We start from the raw sequence: 11,680 nt of genomic DNA, 5'->3' as shown, positions 1-11,680 counted from the left end.
CTTCACCGGTCCGGATGGCGTCAGCCGTCCGGGCCGGTGGTGAGCGCCACGCCGATCTCGACTGCACCTGGTGGTCGGCGCCTCCGGGCCTTTGCTGCCGCGCCGCCGGGCCTGCCGTGTCAGCGGTCGGCGGGCTCGGTGGTGCGGCGGGCCCAGTCCGGTGCGTGTTCGGGCAGCGGGCCGATCGCGATGAGCCGGGCCGGCACGCCCTGCAGCACCGGGAACTGCCGGAGCAGACGCAGGGGTGGCGGGAGCGCCTCCGCCGGGGCGAGCGGCACTCCGTCCGCCAGCCCAACGGGGTCGGTGTTCGCCACCGGGGTGCCGGCGGTGGCGCCGCGGCCCCTGAACACGGCCCGGTGGGCGATGCGCTGTCCGCCCTGGATCAGCGCGGCGGGCCACCAGCGCCGTCGCTGGACCTTGCGCAGCAGTGAGCGCGGCACGATCCCACCGGAGCGCAGCGCGGGCGCGAGCAGCCTCGCTGTGGCCACCGCGTCGGCGACCGCGAGGTTGATGCCCACACCGCCAACAGGGGACATCGCGTGCGCCGCGTCGCCGATCAGCAGCAGCCCTTCGCGGTGCCAGGTGCGCAGCCGTTCCAGCTTCACGTCCAGCAGCTTCACGTCGTGGAGGGACGTCAGCGCATCGAGCCGATCCGCCATCCATGGCAGGAGGCCGGCGATCCGCTCGCGGAACCGCTCCAGCCCTGCCGCGCGCATCGCGGCGTCGCTGCCCTTGCTGATGAGGAAGGCGCACTGCCAGTAGTCGCCCCGGTCGATCATGACGGCGAACTGGCCTGCGCTGATCCGGCCGACCCCGCCCGCCGGGTCCGTCTCCCGTCGCGGCAGCCGGAACCACCAGACGTCGATCGGCACCCCGAACGAGCGGGGGACGAGACCGGCGGCAGCGCGCACCACGGAGCCCCGCCCGTCGCACGCGACCGTGAGGCTTGCACGCAGCTCGTGCTCGGAGCCGTCGGTCCGGTCGCGGTAGCGGACACCGGCCACGCGCCGACCCTCGTGGAGGAGGCCGATCGCTTCCGCGTTGCGGCGCAGGGTGAAGGTGGGCTCCTCCTCGGCCGCATCGGCCACGAGGTCGAGGAAATCCCACTGCGGCACCATCGCGATGTGCTGGTGGGCACCGGGCAGGCGGGACAGGTCGGCGATCTGTGCGACACCGGCGTCGAACTGCACCTGCGCCCGCTCGATCCGCCGCTGGGGGAGGGCGGCGAAGCGCTCGCCGAGGCCGAGCTCGTCGAGCAGGGTGAGGGTGGAGGCGTGCACGGTGTCGCCGCGGAAGTCGCGCAGGAAGTCGCCGTGCTTCTCGAGAACGGTGACCTCGACGCCGGCGCGCGCCATGAGCAGGCCGAGGATCAGGCCCGCTGGTCCTCCGCCGACGACGAGGCAGGTCGTGCGCTCGTTGCTCAACATTTGTTGAATTCTACTCCGCTCAGAAGTGACCGGCCGGCCCTCGATAGGCTTACCCGCATCATGACTGCAGGCAACGACGTCCGGGTGCGCTTCTGCCCGTCGCCGACGGGCACCCCGCACGTCGGACTGATCCGCACCGCCCTGTTCAACTGGGCGCACGCCCGCCACCACGGCGGCACCTTCGTGTTCCGCATCGAGGACACCGACGCCCGCCGCGACTCCGTCGAGTCGTACGAAGCGCTGCTCGACGCGCTGCGCTGGCTCGGCCTCGACTGGGACGAGGGGCCAGAGGTCGGGGGCTCGTACGGTCCGTATCGGCAGAGCGAGCGGCGCGACACCTACCGCAACGCCCTCGGGCTCCTCGTGCAGGCGGGCGAGGTCTACGAGTCGTACTCGACGCCGGACGAGATCGAGGCGCGGCACCGGGCCGCGGGCCGTGACCCCAAGCTCGGCTACGACAACGCCGACCGCGACCACACCGATGAGCAGAAGGCTGCGTTCCGCGCCGAGGGCCGCTCTCCGGTGTTCCGGCTGCGGATGCCCGACCGCGACATCTCGTTCGACGACTACGTGCGGGGTCCCATCACGTTCAAGGCGGGCACGGTGCCCGACTTCGTGCTCGCCCGCGGCGACGGCACCCCGCTCTACCCGTTCACCAACCCGCTCGACGACGCCCTCATGGGCATCACCGACGTCCTGCGCGGCGAGGACCTCCTCTCGTCCACGCCGCGCCAGATCGCGCTGCTCGAAGCGCTGCAGCGGGTGGGGATCGGCAACGGGCCGTTCCGCTACGGCCACCTGCCGCTTGTCACCGGCGAGGGCAATCGCAAGCTCTCCAAGCGCGACCCCCAGTCGAACCTCTTCCACTACCGCGAGCGCGGATTCGTGCCGGAGGGGCTGCTGAACTACCTCGCATTGCTCGGCTGGTCGATCGCCGAGGATCGCGACGTGTTCACGATGGCCGAGATGGTTGATGCGTTCGACATCACACGGGTATCGAGCAATGCCGCACGCTTCGACCTCAAGAAGGCAGAGGCGATCAATGCGGCGCACCTGCGGGCGCTGCCCGTGGAGGAGTTCGCGCGGCGGGTCGAGCCGTACCTCGAGGCCGAAGGTGTGATCACCGGCACGCCCACAGAGGGGCAGCGCGCGCTGCTGGCCGCCGCGGCACCACTGGTGCAGGAGCGGAGCGTCGTGCTGTCCGACGCGGCGCGCATGCTGCGCTTCCTGTTCGTGCCCGAGGAGGGCTTCTCGCCCGAGGCCGACGCGGCGGAGAAGAACCTCGGCGCCGACGCCGCCCCGGTGCTCGAAGCGGCCCTGACCGGCCTCGATGCGCTCCCGGAGTGGTCAACCGAGCAGATCGAGGGCGCCCTCAAGGCTGCGCTGGTGGACGGGCTGGGACTCAAGCCGCGCAAGGCGTTCACGCCCGTGCGGGTCGCCGTGAGCGGTCGGACGGTGTCGCCGCCGCTCTACGAGTCCATGGAACTGCTGGGCCGCGAGCGCTCCCTCGCCCGACTGAGGGCCGGTTTGGAGCGCGCCGCGAGCCTCGGCTAGAGTAGTTGCCGCAGGGCGCAGACACCTCCGGGTGAACGCGGGCCCTTGGGGTATGGTGTAATTGGCAGCACGACTGATTCTGGTTCAGTTAGTCTAGGTTCGAGTCCTGGTACCCCAGCGGAAACGCTCCAGAAGCTGTCTGATAAACTCAAAACCGGAGCAATTCCCACGGCCCCGTCGTCTAGCGGCCTAGGACGCCGCCCTCTCAAGGCGGTAGCGCGGGTTCAAATCCCGTCGGGGCTACGCGAGGGGCGAGGTGTGCCTGCGGAGAACGCAGGCCTCCTCGCTCCGTTTTTTTCTCTGGGGGCGCAGCCCCCAGACCCCACCCGGAGGGGCTTCGCCCCCCGGACCCCCATCCTCGGTCACCTTGGCATTGTCTGTTCCGGCTGTGCCTGTGCTCGCGCACCCTTTATCGGCTCGCGCGGCTCGTCGACGGGTCGCGTGACCCGAGAACGGGTGCGTGACCTTGGGAGATCACCCCGAGCAGGACCTGAGTGTCCGGTTGGCAACCTTGAGGTACTTCTCGCTGGCGGTCAGGCCTGCCGTCGCCGCCGTTGTCGGCCTCGCCCGGGGGCAAGATCGCCGATTCGGTGCGCTGGCCGCGGGACGGGCAGCTGTGAGGGCACGGGGTCGCCGATCTTGAGGGCCTGGCGGCCTCATCGGCGACATGATCATCGGATCGGTGCCTGGCCGGCCACATACGGCCGCGGTGGCACGCATCTGGTGATCTTCGTGGTGGTTGCGGACAGGCCGGTGCCCATGATCATCGCTTCGGCGCACGGCCGGCCGTATGTGGCCGCCCTTGCGCCGACGCCCTGATCATTGCCCGTGGGACCGCCTTCGGTGGCGCCGCCGCGCCCGAAGGGCAGACCCGTGGCCTGCCCGTGTGGAGCGGCCCCGCACGATGCGCGGCGCCACCGAAGGCCCAGCCAGCCTTGTAGATGTCAGGCCCCACGATGCGCGGCGCCACCGGAGGCCACCACGCCCGCCAACCGTAGAAGCGGCCCACACATGTCCGCGGCGCCATCGGAGGCCCGCGCCTCAGGCTCTACCTGGCCAAACCGACGGCATGAGACCGTCAGACCGGCGCCGCTTCGGCGGTCTGGCTGCCGCCACCCTCGTTCCCGCCGGTGGGTTCGGGCGGCTCCGACGTCGACGGTTGGGTGGATGTCGCCGACGGTTCGGACGTCGGTGGGGTGGTGGTCGCCGGCGGCTCGGTCGTCGTGACCGGTGGCGGGGTCGTGGCTCGCGGTGGGGGTGGAGGAGCGGGGCGGGTCGCGCGTGGCGGCTCCGCCGGGGCGGGTTCTTCCGAGGTCGTCGGCGTCGGCGCCGGTTCCGTCGACTGCTGCGACGTGGCGGGCGTGCGCGGCGTCGACGCGTTCGCCGGCTCGATGTCGGGGCGCGGCCACAGGAACACCGCGGCCACCACGGCGGCCGCAGCTGCCACCGCCCCGACCGTCACCAGGTACGACGGGGACTTGCCTCGAGGCTCTGGCGCGTAGTCGTACTCGGGCTCGAAGGGGGGCTCGTCCTCGAAGGCGGGGGCGTAGGAGGGAGTCGCCGGGCGCGGCGGCGGTGCCACCGGCGGGCGCGGGGGTGCCTGCCGGTACGGCGGGATGCTCGAGCTGGCGGCGCCGCCCATCGGGCCGGGGCCGTATCCGCCCGGGCCGCCCGCGGGCGGCCCGTACGGGCCCTGTGGTCCGCCTCCGCCGACCGGCGGCGCGCCCGCGGCGACGGGGTATCGGGCAGCGCCACCCGCGCGCGGCGCCGGGACGCGGGGTCGAGGCCCGGTGCCCGTCGGCGGGGCCGGCATCAGCGACAGCGCGGCTCCCATCGCGATCGCGTTCTTCGGGTCGGCGTCGACGCTGACGGGGCGGCCGAGCAGCTCCGAGACGAGCTGCCCGACGAGCGGGATGCGGGACGAACCGCCGACCAGCAGCACCGCCGACAGCTGCTGCGGCGCCAGGCCGGCCGATGCCACCGCGCGCTGCAGCGCGTCGACGGTGTCCTCGACCTGCGGGCGGATCGCCGCCTCGAACTCGCTGCGGTGCATCCGCACCGAGCCTTGCGCGGCGGGCGTCAGCACCGGGATCGACACCTCAGTGTCGCTGCTGAGCGCCTCCTTCGCCTCCACGCACTCGCGCCGGAGCGCCGCCACCGCGGACAGCACGGCGGGATCGTTCTCGTCGAGCCCCTCGAACGCCTCCGGCATCCCGGCGACGACGTGCTGGAAGACGATCTCGTCGAAGTCGATGCCGCCGAGGCGGTCGACCCCCTCGGGCCGGCCGAGCAGCTTGAAGGCGTTGCCGTCCTTGTGCACGACCGCCGCGTCGAACGTGCCGCCGCCGAAGTCGTAGACCGCGATCGTCGAGCCGGGCTCCACCCGCTCGGCCGAGGCGTAGTGCAACGCCGCCGCCTGCGGCTCGGCGAGGTAGGACACCTGCAGACCCTGCCCCGCGAGCGCACCGCCGAGCCGTTCGGTCTTGTGCGGGCCCCACGAGGCGGGGAGCGTGACGGCGATGCGGGCCGCGGGGCCGGCCTCGCGTTGCGCGACGCGGTCGACTACCCACCGCACCAGCCGGGCCGACAGCTCCTCCGGCGCCCACGGCCTGCCGCCGACGATCAGCGGGGTCGGGTCGCCGATGCGGCGCTTGAACTCACGGACGACGTGGTCGGGGGAGCTCAGCGCGCGGCGATCCGCGGCCTCCCCGACGACGACGCTGCCGTCGTCACCGAGGTAGAGCACCGAGGGGACGGCACTGGACCGGTCGCCGAGGTTGACGATCTCGGTCTCGCCGGGTCGCGCGTCGCGCCTGCCGACCGCGGCAGCCGTGCGCGTGGTGCCCAGATCGATGCCGAGCAGGTAGCTCATCGTCCCCCGTCTTCACTACTGGCGACTCTCTGTGCTCATCGAGCCGATCTGAGATCACGTTAGCGGCCCGGCAGGATGATGGCTGGACCGACCGCGCGATCGGTACTAGCGGGAGGTGACGGAGCCGCTCACGGCGGTGAGCGGTAGCTCGGCGTCGAGCGTTGTGCCCGCGCCTCGCGGGCTGTCCACGAGACCGGCCTCCGAGCGCCTCCGGTACCGCCGGGTTCGCCTCAACTATCACCCTATTTGTTGAACTCGGGCGGTGCCGGGCTGACGACCCCGCATCATGAGCGCTGCACGGTGAGACGCTCGCGTGCTGCTGCTCGGCCGTCCGCGGCCCGGCGTGGGCCGACAGCTGTCGTCACGACGACGCGCGGGACGGACGACCCCGCGCATCTCGAGCGCCGTTTTGGTAAGGCGCGCAGGGCCAGCCGTCCGACGAGGTCCGCTGCACGCCCGCGGTCGCTACCGTCGTGGACGGCACCGAAGGCGCCGAGCTGGTGCGGCGCCCGACGTGCACATTCGAGAGTTGGGAGCGCGGAGGCGTGGACCTGCAACCGGACAAGCTTGTGGCGCGGGTCGAAAAGCTGGTCATCGGATCCGACTTCGGGGCGGACGGCTACACGACCGTCGTGCAGGCCGACGAGCTCGCTCGCCGCCTCGAGCTGCGCGCCGGCGTTCGACTGCTCGACCTCGGCAGCGGCAGCGGCTGGCCAGGGCTGTATCTCTCGATGCAGACCGGATGTCGCGTGGTGCTGTCGGACGTGCCTCTCGACGGCTTGCGTCGCGCCCGCGCGCGGGCGGTCCGTGAGCGGCTCGGCGCCCGGTGCGCCGTCGTCGTCGCCAGCGGGCCGCACCTTCCGTTCGCGGGCAAGAGCTTCGACGCGGTCATTCACACCGACGTGCTCTGTTGACTACGGAAGAAGCTCTCCGTGCTGAGAGCCAACAGGCGGGTGCTCCGCCCGGGCGGACGGATCGCCTTCTACACGATCGCCGTCGCCCCGGGGCTGCCCGCAGATGATCATCGCCGGGCCGTCTTATATGGACCGCCGGAGGTCAGGACACGCAGCGACTACCTCAGCCTGCTCCGCTCGGCTGGATTCGCCGATCTCGACGAGGTCGACGTGACCGCGGACTACCTCGACACCGCACGCAGATGGCTGCGGTACGGGCAGGAGTTCGAGGCCGGTCTTGCCGCGCTCGAGACGCCCGGCGCCTTCGCGCGCAAGCTCGCTCGCCGACGTAAGGCGATCGCCCTGATCGAGGCCGGCCACCTGCGGCGCGCGCTCTTCCTCGCTACTCGCCCAAATCGGCTGGGCCGTAGATGAGAGAGCGAGCGGCTGCCGTGACCGCCACCGTTGCGCCCATGTCGATCAACCCGCCGGCCCGTGAACCCGCCGCCGACGCCCCCTTTTGCCACGACGGTAGTGCCGGATGGAGGCAGACACACCGCACGAGACAGGAGGAGGATTCACGCCCCGCATGGGCGGCGTCCCGTATCGGACCGCCGGCCCGCGGACGACATCAGAGGATCGACCATCCGGGTGAGGAGGGCAGACATGGCACTGCAGATCGGCGACACAGCACCGGACTTCGAGGCCGAGACCACGGAGGGCAGGCTGCGGTTCCACGACTGGATCGGTGAGTCGTGGGCGGTGTTGTTCTCGCACCCGCGCGACTTCACCCCGGTCTGCACGACCGAGCTGGGGTACATGGCCAAGATCAAGCCGGAGTTCGACCGGCGCGACGTGAAGATCATCGGGCTCTCGGTCGATCCCGTGGAAAACCACGCGAAGTGGGCCGGCGATATCGCCGAGACCCAGGGCCACGCGCCCAACTACCCAGTGATCGGCGACGCCGACTTCTCGATCTCGAAGCTGTACGGGATGTTGCCGCCCGACACCTCCGGTGATCCGACCCAGCGCACCCCAGCTCAGAACCAGACGGTGCGCAACGTCTTCGTCGTCGGCCCGGACAAGAAGATCAAGCTGGTCCTGGTCTACCCGATGACCACCGGTCGCAACTTCGACGAGGTGCTCCGGGTCATCGACTCGCTGCAGTTGACCGCCAAGCACCGGGTCGCGACACCGGTGAACTGGCAACAGGGCGAGGACGTCATCATCGCCGGATCCGTCTCCGATGACGAAGCCAGGAAGATCTGGCCGCAGGGCTGGGACGCCCCGCGTCCCTACATTCGCCTCGTGCCCCAGCCGTGACCGCGAGCCGGCGCAGGCCGGGGCCGCATCCTGGTCCGTGACAAGAGCGTCTCCTCGCAATCCAATGCGAGGGGGTGACGATGTCGGGTCGGTGACCGACGGGGTTCGGTGTCGCTCCTGGCGCAGTTGGCCAGGGCGAAGTCCACCAGATAGGCATCGCAGCCGGCGGACAGCACGATGTTCGCCGGGGTGACGCCCCGATGCATCGCACCCCTGACAGGACGACGTCGCCCTGCACGAGCGTGGGGCGCTAGAGGCGGTGCTGCAGCGCCTCTGCCGCGGCGAGCAGATCGGCCGCCCACCGGACGCCAGGGCGGCGGCCGATGCGGTCGACCGGACCGGACACCGAGACGGCGGCGACAACCTGCCCGGTGCCGTCGCGCACCGGCGCCGACACGCTCGCGACGCCGGACTCGCGCTCCGCAACGCTCTGCGCCCACCCGCGCCTGCGCACGTCGACCAGCACGCGATCGCTGAACTTCGCCTCCGCGAGCACGGCGCGCTGGATCGCCGGCTCGGCCCACGCTGCCAGCACCTTGGCGCCGGAGCCGGCCGTCATCGGCAGCTTGGTTCCCACCGGCACGGTGTCGCGCAGGCCACTCGTGGGCTCCGCCGAGGCGATGCAGATGCGGTGGATCCCGTCGCGGCGGTAGAGCTGCACGCTCTCGCCGGTGATGTCGCGCAGCCGGGGCAGCACGGCACCCGCCGCCTCGAGCAGCGGGTCGACGCCACCGGCCGCGAGCTCGGCGAGCGCGGGACCAGGCCGCCAGCGGCCGTCGGTGCCACGGTGCAACAGCCCGTGCACCTCGAGGCCGACGGCGAGCCGGTGGGCCGTGGCACGGGGCAGCCCGGTGCGCTCGCACAGTTCGGCGAGGCCACAGGGCTCGGCGGCCGTGGCCCGCAGCACCCCCACGGCCTTGTCGAGCACGCCGATGCCGCTATGCTGTCTCACGAGCCGATACTAACTTCCCGAAATGTGAGACGTCCAGCGAGGAGGCTGCCGCCGTGGGAAAGTCACGCACGCTGGCAGAGAAGGTCTGGGACCTACACCTGGTCCGCGAGGGGGAGGGGCAGGAACCCGACCTCCTCTACATCGACCTGCACCTGGTGCACGAGGTCACCAGCCCGCAGGCGTTCGACGGCCTGCGACTCGCAGGCCGACGCGTACGCAGGCCGGACCTCACGGTCGCCACCGAGGACCACAACGTCCCCACCACCGACGTCGATCTGCCCATCGCCGACCCCGTGTCGCGCACGCAGGTCGAGACGCTGCGCAAGAACTGCGCCGAGTTCGGCGTGCCGCTCTACCCGATGAACCACGCCGAGCAGGGCATCGTGCACGTCGTCGGGCCGCAGCTGGGGCTCACCCAGCCGGGCCTCACGGTCGTCTGTGGCGACAGCCACACGTCCACGCACGGCGCGTTCGGCGCGATGGCGTTCGGCATCGGCACGTCCGAGGTGGAGCACGTGCTCGCCACGCAGACGCTGCCGCTCAAGCGGTTCAGGACCATGGCGATCAACGTCAACTCGGAGGACGGGACGCTCCGTCCGGGCGTCACGAGCAAGGACGTGGTTCTGGCGATCATCGCCCAGATCGGCACCGGCGGCGGCCAGGGCTACGTGCTGGAGTACCGGGGCAACGTCATCGAGAACCTCTCGATGGAGGCCCGGATGACGATCTGCAACATGTCGATCGAGGCGGGCGCACGCGCCGGCATGATCGCGCCGGACGACACGACGTTCGAGTACCTGAAGGGCCGCGACCGCGCGCCGAAGGGCGAGCAGTGGGACGAGGCCGTGGCGGCGTGGCGCGAGCTGCGCACCGACGACGACGCGGTGTTCGACGTCGAGGTCGACATCGACGCAGACGCCCTCACCCCGTTCGTCACCTGGGGCACCAACCCCGGGCAGGGCCTTCCGCTCGGCGAGCGGGTACCGGACCCGGCGAAGATCGTCGACGAGAACGAGCGCGTCTCCGCCGAGAAGGCCCTGACCTACATGGGGCTGGAGGCCGGCATGCCGCTGCGGGACATCCACGTCGACACCGTGTTCGTCGGCTCGTGCACCAACGGGCGCATGGAGGACCTGCGGGCGGCCGCCGATGTGATCAAGGGCCGGAAGGTCGCCGAGGGCGTCCGCATGCTCGTGGTCCCCGGCTCGATGCGGGTGCGGTTCCAGGCCGAGGCGGAGGGTCTCGACGAGATCTTCAGGGCCGCAGGTGCCGAGTGGCGCTCCGCGGGCTGCTCGATGTGCCTCGGCATGAACCCCGACCAGCTCGCGCCGGGTGAGCGCAGCGCGTCCACGTCCAACCGCAACTTCGAGGGCCGCCAGGGCAAGGGCGGCCGCACGCACCTGGTGTCGCCGCTGGTGGCCGCCGCCACGGCGGTGCGCGGCACCCTGAGCAGCCCGGAGGACCTGGCCTGATGGAAGCCTTCCGCACCCACACCGGGATCGGCGTGCCGCTGCGTCGGTCCAACGTCGACACCGACCAGATCATCCCGGCCGTCTACCTCAAGCGGGTCACGCGCACCGGCTTCCAGGACGGCCTGTTCTCGGCGTGGCGCAACGATGAGTCGTTCATCCTGAACCAGGAGCCGTTCTCGCGGGGATCCGTGCTGGTCGCGGGCCCCGACTTCGGCACGGGCTCGTCGCGCGAGCACGCGGTCTGGGCGCTGATGGACTACGGCTTCCGCGTGGTCATCTCCTCCCGGTTCGCCGACATCTTCCGCGGCAACTCCGCGAAGATGGGCCTCGTGGCCGCGGAGGTCGCGCAGCCCGACGTCGAGCTGCTGTGGAAGCTGCTGGAGAACGAGCCGGGCGTCGAGGTCACGGTCGACCTCGAGGAGAAGACGGTGCAGGCGCGCGACCTCACGGTGCCGTTCGAGATCGACGACTACACGCGCTGGCGGCTGCTGGAGGGCCTCGACGACATCGGGCTCACCCTGCGTCACGTCGACGAGATCACGGCGTTCGAGGCCGCCCGGCCGGCGCGGCTCCCCACCACTACCCAGGTGTAACGGCGTGCCGCTTCCGGCGGCCCGCAGACCGCGTTCTACCGTGCACGCATGAACAAGACGCAGCTCGTGGACGCGCTCGCCGAGCGGCTCGGAGATCGGCGCACCGCCGCGGCAGCCATCGACGGGCTGCTCGAGACGATCGTCGACAAGGTCCGCTCCGGCGAGTCGGTGACGCTCACCGGGTTCGGGGTCTTCGAGGGCCGCGCGCGGGCCGCCCGCACCGCGCGCAACCCGCGCACCGGCGACACGGTGGCCGTGCCGGCCACCACCGTGCCCGCCTTCCGGCCCGGCGCCGGGTTCCGGGCCGCCGTCGGGGCGGCCGTGCAGACGAACGGCTCCGCGCCGAAGCCGGTGACGCCGGAGCCCGCCGTCGAGTCTCCCGCCAAGAACGGGAAGAGCGGGAAGAACGGCAAGGCGTTGGCCAACGGCAAGGCCAAGGAGAGCAAGGCCAAGGCTCGCGAGAAGGACGGCGACAAGGGCGGCAAGGCCAAGAAGGCGAAGTCGAAGAAGTAGGCCCGGCGCCGAGGTGCGCAGACCGATGATCAGTCCGAGATGCGCGTCAACGCCCTGCACGGGGCGCTGAGGCGCATCTCA

General features: G+C 71.4%; 10 protein-coding genes and 2 tRNA genes. 9 read left to right on the top strand and 3 right to left on the bottom strand.

Annotated elements, in window-relative coordinates:
- Positions 1-119: 119 nt before the first annotated feature.
- Positions 120-1,427 carry an FAD-dependent oxidoreductase gene (locus K1T35_RS40005; protein WP_220256887.1) on the bottom strand — a complete coding sequence of 436 codons (1,308 nt, stop codon included), beginning with the start codon at positions 1,425-1,427 and terminating at the stop codon, positions 120-122.
- A 60-nt stretch (positions 1,428-1,487) separates the two neighbouring features.
- On the opposite strand from K1T35_RS40005, the gene gltX reads away from it, so the two are divergent.
- The 3 genes from gltX (at position 1,488) to K1T35_RS39990 (ending at position 3,224) form a co-directional block, all read left to right on the top strand.
- Positions 1,488-2,981, top strand: coding sequence for a glutamate--tRNA ligase (gene gltX, locus K1T35_RS40000; protein ID WP_220256886.1), 1,494 nt, complete (start codon positions 1,488-1,490; stop codon positions 2,979-2,981).
- Positions 2,982-3,027: 46 nt separating this feature from the next.
- Positions 3,028-3,099: transfer RNA gene (locus K1T35_RS39995), tRNA-Gln, on the top strand.
- A 52-nt stretch (positions 3,100-3,151) separates the two neighbouring features.
- A tRNA-Glu gene (locus tag K1T35_RS39990) sits at positions 3,152-3,224 on the top strand.
- A gap of 835 nt (positions 3,225-4,059) precedes the next feature.
- Here K1T35_RS39990 and K1T35_RS39985 read toward each other — a convergent pair.
- Entirely contained in the window at positions 4,060-5,853 is a 1,794-nt protein-coding gene (locus K1T35_RS39985; RefSeq protein WP_220256885.1) for an Hsp70 family protein, read from the bottom strand.
- A gap of 473 nt (positions 5,854-6,326) precedes the next feature.
- On the opposite strand from K1T35_RS39985, the gene K1T35_RS39980 reads away from it, so the two are divergent.
- The 3 genes from K1T35_RS39980 to K1T35_RS39970 all read left to right on the top strand — a co-directional run bounded on the left by K1T35_RS39980 (position 6,327) and on the right by K1T35_RS39970 (position 8,069).
- On the top strand, positions 6,327-6,767 hold the full coding sequence (locus tag K1T35_RS39980; protein ID WP_220256884.1) for a class I SAM-dependent methyltransferase: 441 nt from the start codon (positions 6,327-6,329) through the stop codon (positions 6,765-6,767).
- Positions 6,768-6,785: 18 nt separating this feature from the next.
- Complete coding sequence (locus tag K1T35_RS39975) at positions 6,786-7,181, top strand: hypothetical protein (RefSeq protein ID WP_220256883.1); 396 nt, start codon at positions 6,786-6,788, stop codon at positions 7,179-7,181.
- A 231-nt stretch (positions 7,182-7,412) separates the two neighbouring features.
- Positions 7,413-8,069 (top strand): peroxiredoxin, encoded by a 657-nt coding sequence (locus tag K1T35_RS39970; RefSeq protein WP_220256882.1) that lies wholly within the window; start codon positions 7,413-7,415, stop codon positions 8,067-8,069.
- A 250-nt stretch (positions 8,070-8,319) separates the two neighbouring features.
- Here K1T35_RS39970 and K1T35_RS39965 read toward each other — a convergent pair whose 3' ends face one another.
- Positions 8,320-9,021, bottom strand: a complete 702-nt coding sequence (locus K1T35_RS39965) for an IclR family transcriptional regulator (protein WP_220256881.1) — start codon at positions 9,019-9,021, stop codon at positions 8,320-8,322.
- 53 nt (positions 9,022-9,074) lie between these two features.
- On the opposite strand from K1T35_RS39965, the gene leuC reads away from it, so the two are divergent.
- The 3 genes from leuC to K1T35_RS49655 are packed head-to-tail and all read left to right on the top strand — an operon-like array spanning position 9,075 to position 11,599.
- Positions 9,075-10,493, top strand: a complete 1,419-nt coding sequence (gene leuC, locus K1T35_RS39960) for a 3-isopropylmalate dehydratase large subunit (protein ID WP_220256880.1) — start codon at positions 9,075-9,077, stop codon at positions 10,491-10,493.
- Positions 10,493-11,086: a 3-isopropylmalate dehydratase small subunit gene (leuD, locus tag K1T35_RS39955; protein ID WP_220256879.1), complete on the top strand. Its 594-nt coding sequence runs from the start codon at positions 10,493-10,495 to the stop codon at positions 11,084-11,086. Before leuC ends, leuD begins: the two co-directional genes overlap by 1 nt.
- 48 nt (positions 11,087-11,134) lie before the next feature.
- On the top strand, positions 11,135-11,599 hold the full coding sequence (locus K1T35_RS49655) for an HU family DNA-binding protein (protein WP_220256878.1): 465 nt from the start codon (positions 11,135-11,137) through the stop codon (positions 11,597-11,599).
- The last annotated feature ends 81 nt before the right edge of the window (positions 11,600-11,680 follow it).

Source organism: Pseudonocardia sp. DSM 110487, assembly GCF_019468565.1.
In the GTDB taxonomy this organism is placed as follows: Bacteria; Actinomycetota; Actinomycetes; order Mycobacteriales; family Pseudonocardiaceae; genus Pseudonocardia.
This window is presented reverse-complemented; position numbering and strand designations above follow the sequence as displayed.